This window comes from Rhizobium grahamii CCGE 502 (assembly GCF_000298315.2).
In the GTDB taxonomy this organism is placed as follows: Bacteria; Pseudomonadota; Alphaproteobacteria; order Rhizobiales; family Rhizobiaceae; genus Rhizobium; species Rhizobium grahamii.
Window position 1 is genome coordinate 106,018 of the sequence record NZ_AEYE02000011.1, and the last position, 22,850, is coordinate 128,867.

Consider the following 22,850-nt stretch of genomic DNA (forward strand, 5'->3'; position numbering starts at 1 on the left):
GCCACAGATCGGCGTTAGATGAGAATGTGCTGCGTCAAGTCGCTCTCGATGAAGATCATGTTGGGCTTGTAGCCGCGCTCGAGGAATGTCTCGCGGCGGGCCATATCGGCTGCGAAGATCATTGTATTCTCGATCCCGATCGGATCATTGTCGTCGAGGTCGGCGGTGACATCGATTTCCGGCGGTAGACCCACATCGCGAAGCAGTTCGGTGATCAATGCCGGATCGGCCATGCCGCTGAGAATGAGCCGATCGACGCCTGCGGTTGCGCTCACTTGGTAAGCGAGGGTCTGCATGGCGACCAGCATCGGAAAGGATTCGCGTAGCGCCGCGACTTCGGGATGATCGCCCATGCCTCCGAGCGCCATGCGTGTATAAAGTTCGTAAGCCTTGATGAAATCCTTGCGAACCGCCCAGAAGCGGACTGCGACGGCCATGCGGTTGAGAGTGAAGACCTTGCACATTTCCTCGTAGATCGCACGTGCCTCGGGCGTCGTGCTGAGCTTTCCGCGCTTGGCGGCCATGTAGAGGAAGTATTCGAGCCCGCCGCGATACTTGTCCCAGGCGACCATAACCTCCTCGTTGCCCGTCTGCGAGCGGTCGGGGGCCACCTTCGAGGCGACGACGGAGCGATAGAAAGGCTGCTTGAGGAAGGCCACGCCGCTTTGGTCGAGCACATGTGCGAGATAGGGAAAGAAGCAGAAGCAGAAATCCCGCGGAACCCACACGGAGCGCAGTGCCGACGATCGATAAATCGCTATTTCCGGGAAGATGTGTCGTTCGAACAGGAACTGAAACACTTCGACAAAGTCATGCCGGCCGAACTTGATATCCTCATCGACCTTGTAGAACGTGGTGAGGTCGCGATCGTTGATTTCGTCGTAGAGATACCAGGGCGCGTGGCAGGCGGACACGTCGGAATTCGCATCGAGGTAGGCGACCGCCGCCTTCACGCCCTCGGGAATGAGAAAGTCGTCGTCGGCGAGATAGATCGAATACTCACCGACCGCGTGGTGGAACGAACTCGCGATGTTCTTGTAAGGCCCACCGTTGACTGCGCGGCGGTAAAGGCGAATGGGAAGGCCCCTGGCGATGAACTCTTCGACGACTTCAGCCGTATTGTCGGTTGAGGCATTGTCGGAAATTACGATCTCGTAGGGGAAGTCGAAGTCGTAGGTTTCGCAATGCTCGAGTGCGTTGCGTAGATACGCTTCCCGATTGTAGGTTGGGATGCAGATGCTGAGTTTGATGCCGCTCAATTGAATGCTCTCCGGGGCAGGGCGTCGCCTTCATGGCGTTGGTCGAAGGGCGCGGGCGCCCGAAATTCTGCGGATCATGATTTCAAGGCGAGACGCTGCGATCACGGGCGGACCAAAGGGCCGCTCTTTCCACGAGGAGACGCTCCCCTGTGAGCATAGCAACTTCCATCAAGATCGCCTCCGCGATGGCGATCTATGCGCGGCCGCTTGCCGGCAAAGATCTTAATGTGACTATCTATGGGGTCGAGTTGGAGCGAGGCTGGTGTTCGCGGTCGTGCAGGAAGCCGCAGCGACCGATACAAAAGACAATCGGAGAGATGAAGTCACGTTTTGCGGCGAGGGCGTCGCTCAGGCGGCGAAGTTGTGCGTCCATGCCTTGATTCAAATTAGGAACGCCTTAGCCGGTATTGCGACCTCAAAGGACTTGAAATTCAGCGACAGCTCGTTCGAGCCTATAGTTTTTCTGCTCGCAACGAAGCGAAGCACTGTTTTCGCACAGGCTCACGCGGCGTGCTATCAGGATTGAGCGCGCATGGCCCCAAAGTTCCTGCAGGAGCAACAAATTGACCGTGGAAGAAGTAGCGACGATTACTCTCACCATTCTCAAGAGGGCAGCTAGCCTTCGCGCCACCGGACCAGCAAGTGGGGCGGCTCAATGAACTTGCTCGAAAGTGGAAAGGATCTGTCAGAAAGAGCCACTTTCAGTGACTCCCGCAAGCTGGAGCAAATCCATCTGCTCCAATGGAACGTCTTCCGCCAACCGTGCTGCAGCAACCGGTGGCAGCCAGGCGAATACTTGATCAGCCTCTATCGAACCCGTGGAAACATATGCCTCAACGTAATCGGTCGCTAGTGCGAGATCGATTTGACGCAGCAGAATGTATGTGCGGCACACATCCGCTGCTGGGTGACCCGAACAAGCATCGAGCCAGTCCACGACGACGCTTCCGTGAACGTTCCAAGGGTGAAAGTCTCCATGACAAAGCGTATCGCCGTCAGGCAGAGTTTGCAGATATTGCAGCAACCGCTTCCTGTCTCCTTCGGGCAAGGCGCATGCCTGTCGAATATTGACGGCAAGCCTCGCCTTCAGCGGCGCAAGACCAGTGCCGGGACGTGTATGAATTTCTTGATGTATTAGGACCATCTTCTGTAAAATCGGCGCACGCGCCGACGAGATCAGACCTTCACCTAAACTTTCATTTGGCGCGAGGTCCATAACGACAGCCCAACGGCCCTCGTACTCCTTGACAGCGTGAACCCTCGGCGCAGGCAGTCCGTTTCTCTCTACGAATGCGAGATGCGCGGCTTCTCTGAAAGCGGAAGTCTTCGGCACCCCGGATTTATAGAGTTTGAGTGCCAGGTCTCCAAATTCATAAACCTCCGCTTGCTTGCCCAAACCGAGGGTGCGACCAATTTTGCTCATCGTATCATCTGCCAGTTTCGTGGGAAGCATTGCAACGATACGCCACAAGTCCTCCAGCGTCCATTTCGGCCCGAAAGGCGACGTCCTAACCGCAGCCGATTTTGGGTGAATTTCGGGACGCAAGTCTGAAAATGTAATTAAATCAATACGAATGGCACGCCCTAGGGGAGTCGAACCCCTCTTCCCAGAATGAAAATCTGATGTCCTAACCGATAGACGAAGGGCGCTTCCTTCGTGGTGGCGCCCTTATAGTCAGGCACTTCGAATCCCGCAAGCGGCAAAACAAGAAAAAATCACAATGGCGCGATTTTTTCCCCGCTTCCAGCATCACGCTCCCACTGAGTCCCATTTATCGCTTTGATATTGTTACGTATTATCAATTCGCGGGCCGCCTGCGAAGATGTGGAAAGGTTTGGCGATGCAGCCGATCGTAGCCGGCAGCATCGCCAATGAGCAGTTTCTCAGGCGCGCACCTCGAAAACCATGTTGAACGGTGTTTCGGTGGCGCGGCGGAAATGCTTGAAGCCGGCGTCGAGCGCGACTTTCCTGAGCTTGGTCTCGCCGGCCTGCGCGCCGAGGGCGAGCCCCACCTCTTGAGAGAGCGATGCCGGTGTGCAGATCATCGTCGATGCGCCGTAGTAGACGCGGCCGACCGGGTTGAGATTGTCCTTCAGGCAATCATGAGCGAAGGGCTCGACGATTAGCCAGGTGCCATCCGCAGAGAGCGATTTCTTGACATGTTTGCCGGCGCCGACCGGATCTCCCATATCGTGCAGGCAGTCGAACATGGCAATGAGGTCGTAACTCCCTTCAGGGAATCCGGCCGCCGGAGACTGTTCGAAGGTGACGCGCTCGGAAACACCGGCCTCCTTTGCCGCGGCCTTCGCCCGCTCAATCGACGGCGCGTGATAGTCGAAGCCGTAGAATGTTGACGCCGGGTAAGCTTGAGCCATTAGGATCGTTGAGGCGCCATGGCCGCAGCCGACATCCGCGACCTTCGCGCCCGCTTTCAGGCGAGCTTCGACCCCCTGCAAAGCCGGTATCCAGTCTGCGACCAGATTGTTGTTATAGCCGGTCCTGAAGAACCGCTCGGTTCCGCGGAACAAGCAGGCGCTGTGTTCATGCCACCCTACACCCGTGCCGGTGCGGAAGGCGTCGGCCACCTTGGGCTCGTCCATCCACATGGATTGCACGACCTGAAAAGCGCCTGCGAAGAAGGCAGGACTGTCTTCCACTGCAAAGACCATTGCCTGCTCAGGCGTGAGGTGAAAGCGATCGGTCTTCTCGTCGTAGCTGAGGTAATCGGCTGCCGCCAAGGCAGACAGCCACTCTCTGAGATAGCGCTCCTTTATGCCGGTTTCCTTCGCTATCTCAGCTGAGTTGCGTGGTTTGCCGTCGGCCATGGCCTTGAACAGGCCGAGGTCATCGCCCAGTACCACCAGCGCTCCGGATACGGCCGCGCCCACGTCGCCGATCAACCGGCCGACGAGTGCGTCTACTTTCTGCATGTCGGGTTCGCGCATGTCTTCCTCCCTCGGAAAACGCAGGAAAAGCCAGCCCACCCGGCACTATAGCACCGTCGTCGTTCGCCGCTAAAACAACACTGAGGCATCGTGGGTGCGAGTTTCATTTTTAGAATGAAAGGGCGATGTGCAAACGAAACTAAACGTGCTGGTTGCGCCAATTGCCGCGTTGACAAGAAAATTGGCCAGATTGATAGTTCGATTGCCCCTAGAGGCTTGGAGGAAAGATCATGATCAAGCAGTTGACTATTCTTGCATCCGTTTCCCTGCTCGGGGCGCTGGCATTTGCAACGCCATCCTCGGCGCTGACCATGAAAGAGTGCAGCGCGAAGTACAAGTCAGCCCAGGCGGATGGCTCCGCAAAGGACATGAAGTGGAACGACTTCCGCAAGGCGCAGTGTGGTCCAGACGCGACGGCAGAGCCGGATGTCACACTGAATAGTGGCGAGGAACCGGAAAAGCCGACGATGACGGCGCCCAAGGGCGTTTCGTTCCCGACAGCCGTTGCACCAAAATATGCGAAGGAAACGCCCGGCAAGGGCAGGATGCACACCTGCGTCGACGCCTACCACCAGAACAAGGACGCCAATACGCTCAATGGCCTGAAGTGGATCCAGAAGGGCGGCGGCTTCTACAGCCTTTGCAACGCCAAGCTAAAGAGCTGACATCTTCGTCGCCGTTTGGTGATCGAAGTAGAACATTGCGAGGTTCCGAAATGAAAAGGCCGCCGTAAAAAATCCGGCGGCCTTTGAACTGATTGGAGGCGATTCGCCTAGTGCAGGATCTGGCTGAGGAACAGCTTGGTGCGTTCGTGTTGCGGATTGTCGAAGAACTCGGCCGGCGAGTTCTGTTCGACGATCTGGCCTTGGTCCATGAAGATGACCCGGTTGGCGACCTGACGCGCAAAGCCCATTTCGTGTGTCACGCAGAGCATGGTCATGCCTTCTTCGGCGAGCCCGACCATCGTCTCCAGCACTTCCTTGATCATCTCAGGGTCGAGCGCCGATGTCGGCTCGTCGAACAGCATGATCTTCGGGTTCATGCAGAGCGAACGGGCGATCGCCACGCGCTGCTGCTGACCGCCGGAGAGCTGGCCTGGATACTTGTTGGCCTGCTCCGGGATCTTGACGCGCTTCAGGAAGTGCATGGCGACTTCCTCCGCCTGCTTCTTCGGCATCTTGCGCACCCAGATTGGGGCCAGCGTGCAGTTTTCCAGGATGGTCAGATGCGGGAACAGGTTGAAGTGCTGGAAGACCATACCGACTTCGCGGCGGACTTCATCGATCTTCTTGAGGTCGTTGGTGAGTTCGACGCCGTCGACGACGATCTGCCCCTTCTGGTGTTCTTCCAGGCGGTTGATGCAGCGGATCATGGTCGACTTGCCGGATCCCGACGGGCCGGCAATGACGATGCGCTCGCCACGCATCACTTTCAGATTGATGTCACGCAGCACGTGAAAATCGCCGTACCACTTGTTCATCCCAATGATGTCGACGGCAACATCGGTTGCCGAAACGGTCATCTTTTTTTGCTGAGCTTCAGCCATGTGTTCGTTCCCTTGATCTTTTATCGTTTGTGGCCGGTATCGAGATAGCGTTCCATGAAGTTTGAATAGCGCGACATGCCGAAGCAGAACAGCCAAAAAACGAAGCCTGCGAAAATCAGGCCCGTCAATGGCGTCACAGCGCTTGCCCAGTTGGCGTCCGTAAAGTTGAACCGGACGATGCCGAGCAGATCGAACATACCGATGATCGATACGAGCGACGTATCCTTGAACATGCCGATGAAGGTGTTGACGATACCCGGGATGACCAGCTTGATCGCCTGCGGCAAGATGATCAGCCGCATCTTCTGCCAGTAGCCGAGGCCGAGCGAATCTGCGCCCTCGGACTGGCCTTTCGGGATCGCCTGCAAGCCACCGCGAATGACTTCGGCCATGTAGGCTGAGGCAAAGATCGCCACACCGATCAACGCGCGCAACAGCTTGTCGATCGTATAGCCTGCCGGCAGGAACAGCGGCAGCATCACGCTCGCCATGAACAGCACCGTGATCAGCGGGATGCCGCGGATGATCTCGATGAAGCCGACGCAGACCATCTTGATGACAGGCATCTTCGAGCGGCGACCGAGCGCCAGGATGATGCCGAACGGCAGAGACACGGCGATGCCCACGAATGAAAGCACCAGCGTCACCATCAGCCCGCCCCAGAGCGGTGTGTCGACGATCTCCAGGCCGAAACCGCCGTAGAGCAGCCAGAAGGCAAGGAGCGGCAGGGCGATGAAGAGCAGGACTGCGTTGGTGCCCTTGAACGGTGCCTTTGGTATCAGCATCGGTACCAAGAGCAGCACGAACAAAATCCCGACGATGGTCGGGCGCCAGCGTTCGTCGAGCGGGTATCGACCATACACGAACTGGTCGACCTTCGCATTCACGAATGCCCAGCAAGCACCGCTCCAGCCGTCGGGCTGAATGCCGCCCTGAACCGCTGTTGCACAGAAGGTGCGATCCGTTCCGGTCCAGACGGCCTGGATGAACAGCCAGTTGATCACGTGCGGCAACGCCCAGCCAAGGAAGGCAATGGCCAAGACCGTCAGCACGATATCCTTGGGTGTCGCCATCAGATTCTTACGAACCCAGGCCAGCGGGCCGCTTTCGCTGCGCGGCGCCGGCTCGGCATCGAGAAAGTTGGTTCTGACGAAGGATTGGTTGGATGTCGGCATCTTATCTCTCCACCAGAGCCATCTTGGCATTGAACCAGTTCATCAACAGCGAGGTGAGGATGCTGAGGGTGAGATAGACGACCGCCCAGATAAAGACGATTTCGATCGCTTGGCCCGTCTGGTTAAGGATCGTTCCACCGACCGCAACGAGATCCGCGAAGCCGATGGCAATGGCCAGCGACGAGTTCTTCGTCAAGTTGAGGTACTGGCTGGTAAGTGGTGGAATGATGATGCGCAAAGCCTGCGGGACTACGACGAGGCGCGTAACACTTGCAGGATACAGACCAAGCGCACCGGCTGCCTCGGATTGACCCTTCGGTACACCGCGAATACCCGCGCGGACGATTTCAGCAATGAAGGCCGCCGTATAGAAGGACAACGCCAAGAACAGCGACATGAATTCCGGCCCGACGACCGCGCCACCGGTGAGATTGAATTTTCCGGCCACGGGTACGTCAAACGACAGCGGCAGGCCGGACAGCAGGAACGCCAGGAGCGGCAGGCCAACGACGAGCGCAGTCGATACCCAGATTGTATGGAATTGCTTTCCAGTTGCGGCTTGGCGCTTGTGCGCCCAACGCGCGACGAATGCGGATGCCACGATCCCAACGAGGAAGGCCAGGCCGACCACCCACATGCCTTCGCCGAAGATCGGCTTGGGAAATGCGAGGCCGCGATTGTTGAGGAATACGTTCAGCGGCAGATGCAGCGACTCGCGCGCCCCTGGCAGGACGGCAAGAACGCCCTGATACCAAAAGAAGATGACGAGCAGGGGCGGGATGTTGCGGAAGACCTCGACATACACCGTGCAAAGCTTGGCGATCAGCCAGTTATGCGACAGGCGGCCGATGCCGACGACAAAGCCGATGATCGTTGCCGTGATAATGCCGGTAACCGCTACCAGAACGGTGTTGAGGAGGCCGACCACCAGCGCGCGGCGATAGGTGGCGTCGCTGGAATAGCCGATCAGCGACTGGCCGATGTCGAAGCCCGCGCGCCCGTTCAGAAAGCCGAAGCCGGAAGCGGTGCCGGAGCGTGCCAAATTCTGGGCCGTATTGTGGGCGATCCACCATACGAAGCCAACAATGACGACGATGGTGAGAACCTGGAAGAAAATACCCCGATACCTCGGGTCGTAGAGCGCTGACTGGAAGCTCCAGCCAGTGCTTTGCACATGCGACGTGTGCACAGCCTCTTGCGTCATGCCGAGCCTAATCCCCTATGAGCCCGTTTTCGGGCTTTTCTCTTTGTGGTGGGAAGGCGGAAAACCGCCTCCCCACAGTTTCGTCAGTCGATCAACGTACCGGCGGTGCGTACTGGAGGCCGCCCTTGTTCCACAACGCGTTCAGACCACGCTCGATCTTGAGCGGGCTGCCCTGACCGACGTTGCGTTCGAAGACTTCGCCATAGTTGCCGACGCCCTTGATGATGTTGTAGGCCCATTCGTTGGTGAGCCCCATGTCGGTGCCGATTTTCGTATCGGTTTCCGTGCCGAGGAAGCGCTTGATGTCAGGGTTCGCGGAGTTCTTCATCTCATCGACGTTGGCCTGGGTGATGCCGAACTCTTCTGCGGTGACGAGCGCATAAGCCGTCCACGAAACGATGTCGAACCACTGGTCGTCACCCTGGCGAACGGCCGGGCCGAGCGGTTCCTTGGAAATGATTTCCGGAAGGACCATGTGCTCGTCGGGGTTCTTCAGCGTCAGACGCAATGAGTAGAGGCCAGACTGGTCGGTCGTGTAGACGTCGCAACGGCCGGCGTCGTAGGCGGCGTTTACTTCCTCAAGCTTTTCGAAAACGACCGGATTGTACTGGAGGTTGTTCGACTTGAAATAGTCTGCGAGGTTCAGTTCGGTCGTTGTGCCGGACTGGACGCAGACGGCCGCGCCGGAAAGTTCGAGCGCCGACTTCACGTTGAGGCTCTTGCGAACCATGAAGCCCTGGCCGTCATAATAGGTAACCGGGCGGAAGTTGAAGCCCTGTGCCGTATCGCGGTTGATTGACCACGTCGTGTTACGCGACAGGACGTCGATTTCGCCCGACTTCAGAGCCGGGAAGCGGTCTTTGGCCGACAGCGGCGTGTATTTTACCTTGGTCGGGTCGCCGAAAACGGCCGAAGCGATTGCCTTGCAGAAGTCGACGTCGAAGCCAGCCCAATTGCCGGAAGCGTCAGGCTGCGCGAAACCGAGAAGGCCGGTGTTGACGCCGCACTGAATAAAACCCTTTGCCTTGACGTCTTCGAGCGTGGTGGCAGAAGCTGCCGAAGCGCCAAGTCCGAAGACTGCTGCGCCGATGGCGGCCGACAGAAGCTTAATCTTCATTTTTCCCAACCTTTTCCTTTGTCTTATCTTTTTGTGGGAGCGTCGCCGAAGCAAGCAAAACCTCCCATATGGCTCGACACCCTCCCGGCGCGAGCAGTGCTATCTCAGTCGCAAATGTCACCACGGTCAAGTGTCGCAGTGAAAGATTGCGTGATATTTCGGCAATTCCCTAATTGAGGCGCGCAAAATAAGCAGATGGCTAACGAAATGGCGGCGTTTTGCCGAAAAAAATCGCGCAAAATCACTGATATATCTGCAGAATCCTCAGATAGGCGGACATTTTACCCAATCCTCCTTCGGGGTTGACCGATCGTTTTGACCGGTTCAAAAAGTTTGCCGACTGCATCCCACCGCCAAAGGCATTTCCGACATGACAGATAAAGACGGCCCGCTTCAAAACGCAGGCATCAACACGCGCCTTTCCCACCTCGGCAACGATCCGGCCGAATACCACGGTTTCGTCAATCCGCCGGTTGTTCATGCCTCGACGGTACTCTTTCCCAATGCGAGGGCGATGGAAACCCGCGCGCAGAAGTACACCTACGGAACACGCGGTACCCCGACAACGGACGCCCTTTGCGAGGCGATCGATGCGCTCGAAGGCTCTGCTGGGACAATCCTTGTGCCGTCGGGCCTAGCGGCGGTTACCGTCCCGTTCCTGGCTTTCCTGTCTGCCGGTGATCATGCGCTGATCGTCGATTCGGTCTATGGGCCGACGCGGCATTTCTGTGACACCATGCTGAAGCGCCTGGGCGTTGAGGTCGACTATTACGACCCCATGGTCGGGGCGGGCATCGAGGCGTTGATCAAGCCGAACACCAAGCTCGTTCACACAGAAGCTCCAGGGTCGAATACCTTCGAAATGCAGGATATCCCGACAATTTCCGCGATTGCGCACAAGCACGGCGCAATTGTAACGATGGACAACACCTGGGCGACGCCGGTCTATTTCAAGCCGCTCGATTTCGGCGCCGACATCTCCATTCACGCAGCCACCAAGTACCCGTCCGGCCACTCGGATATCCTGATGGGAACAGTTTCGGCGAACGCCAAATACTGGCCGCAGTTGCACGAAGCAAACATTACGCTTGGCATTTGCGGCGCGCCCGACGACGCCTATCAGATCCTGCGCGGGCTGCGCACCATGGGTGTTCGCCTGGAGCGCCACTATGAAAGTGCGCTCACCATCGCCAGGTGGCTCGAGGGCAGGGAGGACGTCGCCACGGTGCTCCATCCGGCGCTTCCGAGCTTCCCGGGGCACGAGCTGTGGAAGCGCGATTTCAAGGGCGCGAGTGGCATCTTCTCCTTCGTTCTGGCTGTTGATGCTCCGGAGAAGTTCAAGGCCAAGGCGCATGCCTTCCTTGACGCGCTGCAGATCTTCGGCCTCGGTTGGTCGTGGGGAGGCTTCGAAAGCCTTGCAGTCCATGTCAACTTGAACGATCGCCGCATTCGAAAGGCGCCGACCGAAGGACCGGTCATCCGCCTGCAGATCGGGCTCGAGGATGTCATCGACATCAAGGCCGATATCGAGCGCGGTTTTGCCGCGGCGAAAGCCGTCTGATCAGGTGCCGGCTCGGTAGCCGTAGATCCAGTCGAGATCCGCCGCAAGGCTTTGCGGCGGCCGTAATCCCAGGACGATGTCACGGCCTACGCGGATTGGCCCGCGCGCGTGATAGGCAAACTGGTTGAATGCACCACGCTTGCGCAGCCGCGCGATCCGCGGAGTGCGATGCGTCTCGAACGACTGCAGGGCCTCAGCGACGGGCCGTGCGGCTACGAACATAGCTAGCTCATATGCATCCTCGATCGCCATTGCGGCACCCTGGGCCGCAAACGGCATCATGGCGTGTGCGGCGTCGCCGACAAGAACGCGGTCACGGCCATTTTGCCAGCGTCCCTCCGTCGTTTCGTAGAGGGGCCAGAAGGTCATGCCGCGTGCGTCGGCAAAAAGCTTGGCCATGGCGGGGTGCCATCGGGAAAATCTTGAAAGCAACTGTTGGTGCTGCGTTTCCGTTGGTCGCGTTGTCCAGTCGTGCGATACGGCGTTGCCGCCGGTGATTGCCACCATATTGAAACCGTTGGTTTCGCTCAGCGGATAGCAGACGAGATGTGCTGATGGACCAAGAAAAGCAGAGACGCTTGTCGGTTCAAGAAACGCGGGTGCGTTTGCCGCATCGATCGTGAAACGGTAGGCAATGTTGCCTGAGAAGCGAGGCGAGGGCGCGCCATCGAGGCTCTCTCTTACCTGCGACCAGACGCCGTCGGCGCCAATCAGAAGATCCGCAGGGCCGGAAACGTCCGAGAGTGTCCCGCTCCCGATCTGCGCTCCGAGATGCAGTTTGCAGAGTGGCTCCTTGGCGACGGCATCAAGCAGTGCCCGCTGCAGTGAGGCGCGATGCAGGACGCCATAAGGGGCTCCCCATCGGGCGCGCGCAAATCCGCCGGCCGGAACGGCTGCCAGTTGACGCAAGGTGGTTCCGGATACGAGCCGAATGGAGTCTGGCTCCAGCCAGATGTCAGTGAGACGCTCGAGTATGCCGAGCTCCGCCAGAATACGAGAGGCATTCGGCGAAATCTGCAGACCGGCGCCGACCTCTGTCAGTTCAGGGGCTTGCTCGAAAATCTCGGAATTAATGCCGCGCCGTGCCAGTGCAAGCGCAGCCGTAAGGCCCGCGACGCCCGCGCCGACGATGGCGGCATGTTCAGCCGGCATGGGCTGTCCGATCCCGAGTTGGCGCTCCTAGGCAGCCTTGACGTGGAAGACGCAGCCGGCCGGATTGGTCTGGTTTGCCTTCAGCGCGCCATTCAAGCGGTAAAGGGTTGAGCAGTACGAGCAGACCTTCTCGTTCTCGTCGCCCATGTCGATGAAGATGTGCGGATGATCGAACGGAACGGAGGCGCCGGTGCACATGAACTCCTTCACGCCGACTTCGATAACGCGGTGTCCGCCGTCGTTCTGGAAGTGGGGAATGTTGTGGCCGGCCATGCTCGTCTCCGAATGCTTCGTAAATATGCGCGGACCTTATAGTCGTTCATCGCAAATGTGTAGAGCCAAAGAGCGGCAGGACGCACAGTTTTTGCAACTGCGAGGGTTTCAGTTCGGCGGCCTATAAAATATGGTCCGGCAAAAAAGGACAGTCCGATGAACTTGAATACGCCCGTCTTTTCCAGCTTCACGCATGACGGTCTGAAGCTTGCCTTCTTCGACGAAGGTGATCCGTCGGGCGTGCCGGTGCTGCTGATCCACGGATTTGCGTCAAGCGCCAACGTGAACTGGGTTTATCCGGGCTGGCTGAAGACATTGGGCGATGCGGGCTACCGGGTCATTGCCATCGACAACCGGGGACATGGCGCAAGCGACAAGCCACGCGAGGCCGAGGCCTACCGCCCCTGGCATATGGCGAGCGACGCCGTCGCGCTCCTCGATCACCTCGGGATTCCCGAAGCCAACCTGATGGGCTACTCGATGGGAGCCCGCATTTCTGTGTTCGCGGCGCTCGCCCATCCCGACCGCGTGCGTTCGCTGGTCCTCGGCGGCCTCGGGATCGGGATGACGGACGGAGTCGGCGACTGGGATCCGATTGCGGATGCCTTGTTGGCGGCTTCCCTCGATGATGTCACCCATGACCGCGGGCGAATGTTCCGGGCTTTTGCCGACCAAACAAAAAGCGACCGTGATGCGCTCGCCGCCTGTATCAAGGGATCTCGCGATCTCGTTGCGCGGTCCGACATGGCGAAGATCCATGCCCCGACCTTGATCGGCGTTGGAACCAAGGACGACATCGCGGGTTCAGCCGAGGAGCTGGCTGCGCTGATGCCCGACGCCAGGGCGCTCGATATCCCCGGCCGCGATCACATGCTGGCCGTCGGCGATCGGGTCTTCAAGAAGGCGGTGCTGGAGTTTTACGCCGAAGTCGCCGGATAGTGACGTGGCTTCTGTTGCGGCAGGTGGGAACGACGCAAGATTGCCGAACGACCCATTTATGTTAACAGGTTTTTGCCCTATATAGAGCCGATCTACGCATACGAGGAGACCTTTCATGGTCGCAAAGACAGACATTCGCTCCCTTGATACGGGCAGCCCCCTCAAGGTGATGGATCCGATCTGGGACAGCCTGCGCGAGGAAGCGCGTGCCGCCGCGGAAAGTGATCCGGTGCTGGCCGCGTTTCTTTACTCGACGGTACTCAATTACCGGTCGCTGGAAGAGTGCGTGATCTATCGAATCTGCGAACGTCTCGACCATCCCGACATGCAGGCAATTCTGCTGCGCCAGACCTTCGATCAGATGTTGGAGGATTGGCCGGAGTGGAGCGCGATCCTGCGCGTCGACATCCAAGCGATTTATGATCGTGATCCCGCATGCCTGCGCTTCATGGAAGCCGTTCTCTACTTCAAGGGGTTCCATGCGCTGCAGACGCACCGCCTGGCGCATTGGCTGCTGAACCGCGGTCGGCGCGATCTGGCGCTGTATCTGCAAAGCAGATCATCAAGCGTGTTCCAGACCGATATCAATCCGGCCGCGCGCATCGGCAGAGGCATCTTCCTCGATCACGCCACCGGGCTGGTCGTTGGTGAGACCGCCGTGATCGGCGACAATGTATCGATCCTGCATGGCGTCACCCTTGGCGGCACCGGCAAGGAAGGCTCGGATCGGCATCCGAAGATCGGCAGTGGTGTGCTGATCGGTGCCGGCGCCAAGATCCTCGGCAACATCGAGATCGGCTATTGCTCGCGCATTGCCGCCGGCTCAGTCGTACTGAAGGCGGTGCCGCCCAAGACCACCGTGGCAGGCGTGCCGGCCAAGGTGGTCGGAGAAGCAGGGTGTTCGGAGCCGTCGCGAATAATGGATCAGGTGATCGGCGCGGATATCTGAGCCGCGCGTTGCCTTGACAGTTGGCATATCGGCGGGGATAGCGTTCATGCGTCTGTCCCCGTGCCTTTACAGCGCCGTCTTTCCCATGCAAGAAGCGGCCAACCGAGACCGCTCAGGAGATGCAGTGTGAAGCCCGAAGAAATCAAGAAACTTGACGCCTATTTCAAGCGCACGTTCAACCCGGAGGTCATCGTCAAGGCACGCCCGCGAAAGAACGATTCCGCTGAAGTCTATCTCGGCGAAGAATTTCTGGGTGTCGTCTATATCGATGACGAGGACGGCGACCGCTCCTATAATTTCTCGATGGCGATCCTCGACGTCGATCTCTGACATCAGATCGATGGGCGGTCTGTTGGCCGCCCGTCAATCCAAGCGACGTTCGCCCGACACCGCCCCCGGCCGCGAACGCTAACCTTCGATTGTTTCTTGCCGCAGAGCAATTTCTAGCGGAAAATTGGGCAACCTTCTCTGGACCCATCCGTCGAATGCTCCATCTCCTCCGCTGAGCATGTGCTCTAGCCCAAGGAGGGATGTTGAGAATGGGTATTTTCGACAAGATCAAAAACGCGATTTTTGGGGAAGCCGTCGCCGCTCCGGTTACCCCGTCAGCCACGCCGGCGCCATCGCCGACTGCGGCTGCGCCAAGCGCCGCGCCCACAGCCACACCCCATCCGGCACCGACGACCGCGTCACCTGCCGCGGCGGCGATTGACATCGTGCCACTGCTGGATGCGGCGGTGAAGAAGAGCGGACAGAAGCTGGATTGGCGCCACTCCATCGTCGATCTGATGAAGGCGGTCGGGATGGACGCGAGCCTTGCGGAGCGCAGGGAACTTGCCGCAGAGCTGGGCTTTACGGGCGATGCGCATGACACCGCCACCATGAACATGTTCCTGCATAAGGCGTTGATGAAACGCCTTGCCGAAAATGGCGGAAAAGTTCCGGCGGACCTTCTCGACTGAGCTGACGGTTCGATTGGCATCGCGAAGATATTTTAATAAAATCTCTGGTTGCGGTGCTTTGATATATTTTAGGAAAATCAAATGCAGAGCATTGGTCAATTGCGAGAGGCCGATTCGATGCTCGCATAAGATGTTGTGCGATGCACAACGATGCTTGACTATTTGTGCGTTGCAGCTAGGCTTCATCAAGCCACACATGCCAAGGAGGATGATGGTCATGTTGAACTTCGACGACGTTAATCGGAAGAACAAGGAAGCCATGGACACGGTCCTGAAGAGCTATTCGGAGACTGCCAAGGGTTTCCAGGCCATTGCCGCCGAAGCCGTGGACTATTCCAAGAAGTCGTTCCAGGACACGGTCACGCATTTTGAAAGCCTGTCGGGAGCGCGTAGCTTTGAAGCTGCGTTCGAGCTGCAGACCAACTATGTGAAAACCGCATACGAGAACTTCGTGAGCGAAGCCACCAAGCTCGGCGAAATGTATTCCGATCTCGCCAAAAGCGCTTACAAACCATACGAGGCGCCTGTTGCTGCAGCGGCCGCGAAGGCGATGAAGACGGCCCCAGTTGTTGCGCCCGCGGCGGCGTAACCATAACCGGCAATTGCCGTACAGCTCTTGAAAATCGAAGACCGGCTACGCATCTGCGGCCGGTCTTTTCTTTTTTCGCAATGCCCGTCGCATGCCCACCACCCGGTTTCTGTGTCTTTGCATCAAGACTGGCCGAATTGTGATTGCAGTGTGAAACGAGGGGCTTAAAATCGCTCCAGGATGGACTAAGTTAGTATTTCGAATATTCGGCGGGAAACCACTCCTCCCAGCTTCTTGCCGGACTGATCGAGGAATGAAAGAAAATGATCGCAGAGCCGATCCGGATGCAAAACGACAGCGAAAGGAACGGGGACAACGGAAATCGCGGAACCTCGGTCATTACACGTACAAAGCCGAAGACCAAGAAGCCTAATCTCTACCGTGTGCTACTCCTGAATGACGACTACACTCCCATGGAATTTGTCATTCATATCCTCGAGCGGTTTTTTCAGAAGGATCGTGAAAGTGCCACCCGCATCATGCTCCACGTCCACAACCACGGCGTCGGTGAGTGCGGAATATTTACATACGAGGTAGCGGAAACAAAGGTGAGCCAGGTGATGGACTTCGCCCGACAGCACCAGCATCCGCTGCAATGCGTCATGGAAAAGAAGTGAGGATCTGAACGTGCCAACATTTTCGCCTAGTCTTGAGAAGGCGCTCCATCAGGCACTGACCTTTGCCAACGAGCGGCATCATGAATATGCCACGCTCGAGCATCTGCTGCTCGCCCTGATCGACGATGCCGATGCGGCCGCGGTTATGGGAGCCTGCAATGTCGACCTCGACGCGCTGCGCAAAACGCTTGTTGAATATGTCGATAACGAACTCTCCAATTTGGTCACTGGCTATGACGAAGACTCCAAGCCCACTTCCGGCTTTCAGCGCGTCATTCAGCGAGCGGTGATTCATGTGCAGTCGTCCGGGCGTGAGGAAGTGACAGGCGCTAACGTCCTCGTCGCGATCTTCGCCGAGCGCGAGAGCCACGCCGCATACTTCCTGCAAGAGCAGGAGATGACCCGATACGATGCCGTCAACTATATCTCTCACGGGATCGGCAAGCGCCCCGGCGCATCCGAGGCTCGTCCGCCGCGTGGCGCCGATGACGGCGAATCTGAGAGCAAGCCAGCTTCGCGCAGTAGCGGCGACCAGGAGGAAGGCGGCTCCAAAAAGCAGCAGGACGCCCTGAAGGCCTACTGCGTAAACCTCAACGAGAAGGCCAAGAGCGGCAAGATCGATCCGCTGATCGGCCGGCAGTCCGAGGTCAACCGCACGATTCAGGTTTTGTGCCGCCGATCGAAGAACAACCCGCTCTATGTTGGTGATCCCGGTGTCGGCAAGACGGCGATCGCCGAGGGCCTGGCCAAGCGCATCGTTGAAGGCAAGGTGCCGGAAGCCCTGGCCGATGCCACGATCTTCTCGCTGGATATGGGCACGCTGCTCGCCGGTACGCGCTATCGCGGTGATTTCGAAGAACGCCTGAAGCAGGTCGTCAAGGAGCTCGAAGAATATCCGGGCGCCGTGCTCTTCATCGACGAGATCCATACCGTCATCGGTGCGGGTGCGACGTCAGGCGGCGCGATGGATGCCTCGAACCTTTTGAAGCCGGCTTTGTCCTCAGGCGCGATCCGTTGCATCGGTTCGACGACGTACAAGGAGTATCGCCAGTTCTTCGAGAAGGATCGCGCTCTGGTTCGTCGTTTCCAGAAGATCGATGTCAATGAACCCTCGATCGATGATGCGATCGAGATCATGAAGGGCCTGAAGCCGTACTTCGAAGAGTATCATCACCTGCGCTACTCGAATGAGGCGATCAAGACGGCTGTCGAGTTGTCGGCCCGCTACATCTCGGATCGCAAGCTGCCCGACAAGGCGATCGATGTCATCGATGAGACCGGTGCCGCACAGATGTTGCTGCCGCCGTCGAAGCGCCGCAAGCTGATCACCGAGAAGGAGATCGAGGCGACGGTAGCGACGATGGCACGCATACCGCCGAAGACGGTGTCTAAGGACGACGAAGCTGTTCTTGCCAATCTCGAGCAGGAACTGCGCTCCGTGGTCTACGGCCAGGACAAGGCGATCGAAGCGCTGTCGACCTCGATCAAGCTGGCCCGCGCGGGCCTGCGCGAACCGAACAAGCCGATTGGCTCCTATGTCTTTTCCGGCCCGACCGGTGTCGGCAAGACCGAGGTCGCGAAGCAGCTGGCGTCGTCGCTGGGCGTCGAACTCCTGCGCTTCGACATGTCGGAATACATGGAGCGGCATACGGTATCGCGGCTGCTCGGTGCACCTCCCGGTTATGTCGGCTTCGACCAGGGCGGTCTCCTGACCGATGGCGTCGACCAGCATCCGCACTGCGTCGTGCTGCTTGACGAGATCGAGAAGGCGCATCCCGACATCTACAACATCCTCTTGCAGGTGATGGATCACGGCGCGCTGACCGACCACAACGGCAAGAAGATCGACTTCCGCAATGTCATCCTGATTATGACGACAAACGCAGGCGCATCGGAGATGGCCAAGGCTGCAATCGGTTTCGGCTCGTCGAAGCGGACGGGCGAAGATGAGGAGGCATTGACTCGCCTGTTCACGCCGGAATTCCGCAACCGTCTCGACGCGATCATCCCGTTTGCGGCGTTGCCAACTGAAGTCATCCACAAGGTCGTGCAGAAGTTCATCATGCAGCTGGAGGCGCAGCTTTCCGAACGCAACGTCACCTTCAACCTGCAAGAAGACGCAATCTCCTGGCTGGCTGAAAAGGGATACGACGACAAGATGGGCGCCCGCCCGCTTGCCCGCGTGATCCAAGACGTTATCAAGAAGCCGCTGGCGAACGAAATCCTCTTCGGCAAGTTGCGGAAGGGCGGCGTCGTCAACGTTACGGTCGGTCCGAAGGAAGATGGCAAGCCCGGTATTGTCCTCGAAGCCGTATCGGACAGCGCGCCGATCAAGCCGAAGCCGGAAGCCGAAGTTGCCCATCCCGAGGCTGACGATGTGGATGACGGCGAACTGAAGACGAAGGCCCGCCCGAAGAAGACGACGGCCAAGAAGGCAAAGGCCGCCGCCGATCCCGAGGTGAAGAGCTTGCCCAAGAAGGGTAGTGCGGTTCCGCGGGTTCCAAAGAAATGAATGAACAAAAGGCGGCTCGAGTGGCCGCCTTTTTCTTTGCTGCTATCTTCGCCAACGCTAGGTCGATACTCGGCGTTGATTAGAGTTCAGCCTTGATCTTTTCGGCATTGGCGGCAAGCACCGCATTGTCTTCCATCTGACCCGAATGGGGACGCAGGGCCGTACCTTCATAACGCGGGATCACGTGGAAGTGCAGGTGGAAAACCGTCTGGCCGGCGGCGGGTTCGTTGAACTGGCAGACGAAGACACCATCGGCGTCGAAAGCTTCCTTGACTGCGTTGGCGATCTTCTGGACGACGGGGATCGTCTTGGCGAGGACGGCAGGGTCGGCGTCGAGCAGGTTGCGTGACGACGCCTTCGGAAGGACGAGCACATGGCCAGGCGCCTGCGGCATCACGTCCATGAAGGCAAGCGTGTCGCTGTCCTCGTAAATGCGGTGCGAGGGAATTTCGCCGCGCAGGATCTTGGCGAAAATATTGTTGCTGTCGTAGGCGGCGCTGGTCATACGAACTCTCCTCATTACTGCTGTGATCGCGTAGCGCGACAGGGGCGAAAGCGTCAATCCTCCTGCTGGCGTTCGCCCTTTCGAAACGGGCTGTGCTCGGTCAGGATCTCGTTCATGTGTTCGATGTCGTCACGCTCGCGTTCGAGATAGTCAGAGATTGCCCGGCGCAGTCCGGAATGAGCAACGTAATGCGCGGAATGGGTTGTCACCGGCAGGTAGCCGCGTGCCAGCTTATGCTCGCCCTGGGCTCCAGCTTCGACGCGCTTAAGACCCTTTGCCAGGGCAAAGTCGATCGCCTGGTGGTAGCAGACTTCGAAGTGTAGAAATGGGTGATCCTCGACGCAGCCCCAATGACGACCATAAAGCGTATCGCCGCCGATAAAGTTGATCGCACCGGCAATATAGCGACCGTCACGCTTTGCCATCACCAGCAGGATGTCGTCGGGCATGCGCTCGCCAATCAGCGAGTAGAACTTGCGGGTGAGATACGGTCGGCCCCATTTTCTGCCGCCTGTATCCATGTAGAATTCAAAGAACTGGTCCCAGATCCGCTCGGTCAGGTCGCTGCCCGTCAGCCAATCGATGCTGATGCCGTGGTCAAGCGCGGTGCGGCGTTCCTTGCGAAGCGCCTTGCGCTTGCGTGACGCGAGCGTTTCCAGAAACTCCTCGTGATTGGCATAGCCCTCATTGATGAAGTGGAACTGCTGGTCCGTCCTGTGCAGGTAATCCTCGCCCTCAAAGATACCAATCTCGTCCTCGGGTACGAAGGTGATGTGTGCGGAAGAGACGCCAAGCTGGCGTACGACCTCCTTGAGGCTCTCGGCTATGGCGTGCTGGATCGGCAGGCGTTGCAGACCTTCGGCGACAAGCAGCCGTGGGCCGGTCGCAGGGGTAAAAGGAATGGAGCATTGGAGCTTCGGATAGTACCGTCCGCCGGCGCGCTCGAAGGCATCTGCCCAGCCGTGGTCGAAAACATATTCGCCCTGGCTATGGTTCTTGAGATAGCCGGGCAGGGCACCGATAAGCTCGCCTTTGTCCGTTTCCAGGAGAAGATGGTGGCCCATCCAGCCGGATTGCGCCGTCGCCGATCCGGATTCTTCCAATGAAGAAAGAAAGGCATGCGACACGAAAGGATTGTAGGCGAGCGCGGTGCCCTTTGGGGAGGTCCCGGAAAGCCGCGACCAGCTCTCCGGGGAAATCGGGGTGAAAGACCGCTCGATGCGGATTGAAAGTTCGTCTGTCATGGAGCGAATGCGAGACCGTTTGGGAGGAGAATAGGGCTCACCAACAGTCTGCGCATGATCTTGTCCAAAAAGCGAGCATCAAACCGAAAGGCGCGGATCGAATCCCTCGAATGTCATCTGGTCGGCATTCTCGAAGGTGTGCTTTCGCCCCTTTTCGTCACGGACAGTCCAGGTGATGACAACGATGCCCTTTTCCCGCTGCGCCGTGATGAACGGGTTTGGAAGATCCGCGAAGAAATAAGAAATGAAGTCAAGGCCGAGTTCCATGGCCTTCTCGTGGACTTCGAACTCTTCCGGTTTGTTGCCGCCAGCCGTCAGCCCGAGCGGATAGGGGGCACTCAACCCCTTCAAGTCACGAAGCAGCCAATGGTCGAAGCTCATCAGGGCAACCTTGCCTTCGTACCCCTCAAGCACTTCGAGAACGGCTTCGGCAAAGCCCTCGTCGTCGGCCTCACGGCCCTTCAGTTCGATAACCAAGGGCACCTGCCCCTTTACGAGATCGAGCAACTGCCGCAGCGTCGGAATCTTGTCGGCGGTCCCGCCAACGGAGATGAGGCCGAGTTCTCGAGACGTGCGCTCGCGCACGTCTCCCTTCAGATTGCACAGCCGCTCCAGGTCCTCGTCGTGGAAGACAACAGGTACGCCATCAGAGGCGTAGTGAAGGTCGCATTCGATGGCGAAGCCCGCTTCGACTGCGCGCGAAAATGCCGAGAGCGTGTTCTCCCACACCGCCTTGTTGAGATCATGGTAGCCGCGATGAGCGACCGGCTGTTCTTTGAGCCATTCAGCAGAAGTCATCAGGCAATTTCCATGATCGCGTCGATTTCAACGGCTGCATTCAGCGGCAGCGCGGCCATGCCGACCGCGGCGCGCGCATGCTTTCCGGCCTCACCGAGTACGGCGCCGATCAGGTTGGAGGCGCCATTGATGACGAGATGCTGTTCAACAAAGTCGGGTGTCGAGGCCACGAAGCCATTGAGTTTGACGACGCGCTTGATGCGGCCGAGGTCGCCGCCGAGGGCGGCGCGCGCCTGAGCGAGAATGTTGACGGCGCAGAGTTCGGCGGCACGCTGGCCGGTTGCGAGGTCGACATCCTTGCCGAGATGACCGGTAGTAATCTTGCCGTTTTCGGCCGGCAATTGCCCTGAGATGTATAGGAGGTTGCCGCTGATGACGTAGGAAACATAGTTTGCGGCCGGTGCGGCAGCTTCAGGCAGGGATATCCCCATTTCTTTCAGGCGCGCAGCGATTTGATCGGACATTTTCCTCTCCGCTTTTATTGTCAATAGTTCTAAAATTATGCATCAAGGCTTGGAATCTAGATTGTGACATTTTCGAGCCTCGATTTGGCCGAAAGCGTTCTTATAACATTGCAGGCGAGTCCAACAGGAGATTGTCAATGTTCCGATCGAGTCTTGCCGCAGTTCTTTTGGCGAGCGTTTCGACGACCGCCTATGCGGCGGCGCCTGCAACGAGTGCCGCGATTGCGACCGGTCTCGTCGCCCACAGGGCTGTCTACGATCTGGAATTGAAGGATGCCTCTGAGCGCTCCGGTATTTCGGGCATGTCCGGCCGCATGGTGTATGAGTTCGACGGCAACTATTGCACGGGCTTTACCACCAACTTCCGCTTCGTGACACAGATCGACACGGGTGATGCCGTCCGCGTCAGCGACCAGCAGACAAAGACCTTCGAGAACCTCAAGGATCGCAGGTTCACCTTTGACACCAAATCCTTCACCGATGATCAGCTCGACAAGGAGGTCAACGGGGCCGCCCAGGATCTGGCCGAAGGTGTGAAGGTTGCCCTGACGCAACCGGCCAGCAAGGAACTGCAACTTGGCGCAAGCCGTTTCCCGACCGAGCACATGCTTGATGTGATCGAGAATGCCAAGGCAGGCAAGCGCCTGTTCGAGGCACGCGTCTTTGACGGCTCGGATGACGGTGACAAGGCGCTGGTGACGACGACTGTTGTCGGCAAGCAGGTGGCGCCGGCGACCGATGAGGCCGATGCGGGCAATGCCGGCGCCTTCTCGAAGGCCGCCTTCTGGCCCGTCACGATCTCGTATTTTAACGAGAATACGAAGACGGATACGTTGCCCGTGTATCGCATGTCGTTCAAACTCTACGAAAACGGCATCACCCGCGATCTGACCATGGACTACGGCGACTTTGTTTTGACCGGCAGGCTTGCCAAGCTCGAGCTGCTCGACAGCAAGTCGGCTGCCTGCAAATAATCGTTGCGGCTGGCCGCCATCGCGATTGTCGCTATGTCTAAGTAAACCCTCTCTATGCTACTAA

24 protein-coding genes and 1 tRNA gene are annotated in these 22,850 nt (G+C 58.3%); 11 read left to right on the forward strand and 14 right to left on the reverse strand.

Going from position 1 to position 22,850, the window contains the following annotated elements:
- Positions 1-14 precede the first annotated feature (14 nt).
- Positions 15-1,259: a glycosyltransferase family 2 protein gene (locus RGCCGE502_RS08760; RefSeq protein ID WP_016553797.1), complete on the reverse strand. Its 1,245-nt coding sequence runs from the start codon at positions 1,257-1,259 to the stop codon at positions 15-17.
- 262 nt (positions 1,260-1,521) lie between these two features.
- Between RGCCGE502_RS08760 and RGCCGE502_RS08765 the strand changes: the two genes are divergently transcribed.
- Positions 1,522-1,785 carry a hypothetical protein gene (locus RGCCGE502_RS08765; RefSeq protein WP_016553798.1) on the forward strand — a complete coding sequence of 88 codons (264 nt, stop codon included), beginning with the start codon at positions 1,522-1,524 and terminating at the stop codon, positions 1,783-1,785.
- A 159-nt stretch (positions 1,786-1,944) separates the two neighbouring features.
- Here the strand turns inward: RGCCGE502_RS08765 and RGCCGE502_RS08770 are convergent, their stop codons facing one another.
- The 3 genes from RGCCGE502_RS08770 to RGCCGE502_RS08780 form a co-directional block, all read right to left on the reverse strand.
- Positions 1,945-2,712, reverse strand: a complete 768-nt coding sequence (locus RGCCGE502_RS08770; protein WP_016553799.1) for a phosphotransferase family protein — start codon at positions 2,710-2,712, stop codon at positions 1,945-1,947.
- 122 nt (positions 2,713-2,834) lie between these two features.
- A tRNA-Glu gene (locus RGCCGE502_RS08775) sits at positions 2,835-2,909 on the reverse strand.
- Positions 2,910-3,143: 234 nt separating this feature from the next.
- Positions 3,144-4,205, reverse strand: coding sequence for a class I SAM-dependent methyltransferase (locus RGCCGE502_RS08780; protein ID WP_016553800.1), 1,062 nt, complete (start codon positions 4,203-4,205; stop codon positions 3,144-3,146).
- Positions 4,206-4,435: 230 nt separating this feature from the next.
- Here RGCCGE502_RS08780 and RGCCGE502_RS08785 point away from each other — a divergent pair, with 230 nt between their 5' ends.
- Positions 4,436-4,870 carry a hypothetical protein gene (locus tag RGCCGE502_RS08785; protein ID WP_016553801.1) on the forward strand — a complete coding sequence of 145 codons (435 nt, stop codon included), beginning with the start codon at positions 4,436-4,438 and terminating at the stop codon, positions 4,868-4,870.
- Between the two features lie 107 nt (positions 4,871-4,977).
- Here RGCCGE502_RS08785 and RGCCGE502_RS08790 read toward each other — a convergent pair whose 3' ends face one another.
- From RGCCGE502_RS08790 to RGCCGE502_RS08805, 4 genes are all read right to left on the reverse strand, one after another.
- Positions 4,978-5,751, reverse strand: coding sequence for an amino acid ABC transporter ATP-binding protein (locus RGCCGE502_RS08790; protein ID WP_016553802.1), 774 nt, complete (start codon positions 5,749-5,751; stop codon positions 4,978-4,980).
- 20 nt (positions 5,752-5,771) lie between these two features.
- Entirely contained in the window at positions 5,772-6,926 is a 1,155-nt protein-coding gene (locus RGCCGE502_RS08795) for an amino acid ABC transporter permease (RefSeq protein ID WP_016553803.1), read from the reverse strand.
- A gap of 1 nt (position 6,927) precedes the next feature.
- Positions 6,928-8,130, reverse strand: coding sequence for an amino acid ABC transporter permease (locus RGCCGE502_RS08800; RefSeq protein ID WP_016553804.1), 1,203 nt, complete (start codon positions 8,128-8,130; stop codon positions 6,928-6,930).
- 91 nt (positions 8,131-8,221) lie between these two features.
- Complete coding sequence (locus RGCCGE502_RS08805) at positions 8,222-9,247, reverse strand: amino acid ABC transporter substrate-binding protein (RefSeq protein WP_016553805.1); 1,026 nt, start codon at positions 9,245-9,247, stop codon at positions 8,222-8,224.
- 370 nt (positions 9,248-9,617) lie between these two features.
- Between RGCCGE502_RS08805 and RGCCGE502_RS08810 the strand changes: the two genes are divergently transcribed.
- The gene (locus RGCCGE502_RS08810) at positions 9,618-10,808 is read left to right on the forward strand and encodes a cystathionine beta-lyase (RefSeq protein WP_016553806.1); all 1,191 of its coding nucleotides are present in this window, start codon (positions 9,618-9,620) and stop codon (positions 10,806-10,808) included.
- Here RGCCGE502_RS08810 and RGCCGE502_RS08815 read toward each other — a convergent pair whose 3' ends face one another.
- Both RGCCGE502_RS08815 and RGCCGE502_RS08820 read right to left on the reverse strand, forming a co-directional pair.
- Complete coding sequence (locus RGCCGE502_RS08815; RefSeq protein ID WP_016553807.1) at positions 10,809-11,960, reverse strand: FAD-dependent monooxygenase; 1,152 nt, start codon at positions 11,958-11,960, stop codon at positions 10,809-10,811.
- A gap of 27 nt (positions 11,961-11,987) precedes the next feature.
- Entirely contained in the window at positions 11,988-12,233 is a 246-nt protein-coding gene (locus RGCCGE502_RS08820; RefSeq protein WP_016553808.1) for a zinc-finger domain-containing protein, read from the reverse strand.
- Between the two features lie 156 nt (positions 12,234-12,389).
- Here RGCCGE502_RS08820 and RGCCGE502_RS08825 point away from each other — a divergent pair, with 156 nt between their 5' ends.
- The 7 genes from RGCCGE502_RS08825 (at position 12,390) to clpA (ending at position 18,801) form a co-directional block, all read left to right on the forward strand.
- On the forward strand, positions 12,390-13,172 hold the full coding sequence (locus RGCCGE502_RS08825) for an alpha/beta fold hydrolase (protein ID WP_016553809.1): 783 nt from the start codon (positions 12,390-12,392) through the stop codon (positions 13,170-13,172).
- Between the two features lie 115 nt (positions 13,173-13,287).
- A complete protein-coding gene (cysE, locus tag RGCCGE502_RS08830) occupies positions 13,288-14,121 on the forward strand; it encodes a serine O-acetyltransferase (protein WP_016553810.1) in 834 nt (277 codons plus the stop codon).
- Between the two features lie 126 nt (positions 14,122-14,247).
- Positions 14,248-14,451: a DUF3126 family protein gene (locus tag RGCCGE502_RS08835; RefSeq protein WP_016553811.1), complete on the forward strand. Its 204-nt coding sequence runs from the start codon at positions 14,248-14,250 to the stop codon at positions 14,449-14,451.
- 209 nt (positions 14,452-14,660) lie between these two features.
- Positions 14,661-15,083: a DUF3597 domain-containing protein gene (locus tag RGCCGE502_RS08840; RefSeq protein ID WP_016553812.1), complete on the forward strand. Its 423-nt coding sequence runs from the start codon at positions 14,661-14,663 to the stop codon at positions 15,081-15,083.
- A 217-nt stretch (positions 15,084-15,300) separates the two neighbouring features.
- A complete protein-coding gene (locus tag RGCCGE502_RS08845) occupies positions 15,301-15,672 on the forward strand; it encodes a phasin family protein (RefSeq protein ID WP_040674331.1) in 372 nt (123 codons plus the stop codon).
- Positions 15,673-15,935: 263 nt separating this feature from the next.
- The gene (gene clpS, locus RGCCGE502_RS08850; protein ID WP_016553814.1) at positions 15,936-16,289 is read left to right on the forward strand and encodes an ATP-dependent Clp protease adapter ClpS; all 354 of its coding nucleotides are present in this window, start codon (positions 15,936-15,938) and stop codon (positions 16,287-16,289) included.
- A gap of 10 nt (positions 16,290-16,299) precedes the next feature.
- Positions 16,300-18,801 (forward strand): ATP-dependent Clp protease ATP-binding subunit ClpA, encoded by a 2,502-nt coding sequence (clpA, locus tag RGCCGE502_RS08855; RefSeq protein ID WP_016553815.1) that lies wholly within the window; start codon positions 16,300-16,302, stop codon positions 18,799-18,801.
- A 79-nt stretch (positions 18,802-18,880) separates the two neighbouring features.
- Here the strand turns inward: clpA and RGCCGE502_RS08860 are convergent, their stop codons facing one another.
- The 4 genes from RGCCGE502_RS08860 to RGCCGE502_RS08875 form a co-directional block, all read right to left on the reverse strand.
- On the reverse strand, positions 18,881-19,306 hold the full coding sequence (locus RGCCGE502_RS08860; RefSeq protein WP_016553816.1) for an HIT family protein: 426 nt from the start codon (positions 19,304-19,306) through the stop codon (positions 18,881-18,883).
- Between the two features lie 53 nt (positions 19,307-19,359).
- Positions 19,360-20,550, reverse strand: a complete 1,191-nt coding sequence (locus RGCCGE502_RS08865) for a GNAT family N-acetyltransferase (RefSeq protein WP_016553817.1) — start codon at positions 20,548-20,550, stop codon at positions 19,360-19,362.
- 78 nt (positions 20,551-20,628) lie between these two features.
- Positions 20,629-21,348: a glycerophosphodiester phosphodiesterase gene (locus RGCCGE502_RS08870; RefSeq protein ID WP_016553818.1), complete on the reverse strand. Its 720-nt coding sequence runs from the start codon at positions 21,346-21,348 to the stop codon at positions 20,629-20,631.
- Positions 21,348-21,812, reverse strand: a complete 465-nt coding sequence (locus RGCCGE502_RS08875; RefSeq protein WP_016553819.1) for a RidA family protein — start codon at positions 21,810-21,812, stop codon at positions 21,348-21,350. The genes RGCCGE502_RS08870 and RGCCGE502_RS08875 overlap by 1 nt, the downstream gene beginning before the upstream one ends.
- 137 nt (positions 21,813-21,949) lie before the next feature.
- Between RGCCGE502_RS08875 and RGCCGE502_RS08880 the strand changes: the two genes are divergently transcribed.
- A complete protein-coding gene (locus tag RGCCGE502_RS08880; protein ID WP_016553820.1) occupies positions 21,950-22,786 on the forward strand; it encodes a cell envelope integrity EipB family protein in 837 nt (278 codons plus the stop codon).
- Positions 22,787-22,850 lie beyond the last annotated feature (64 nt).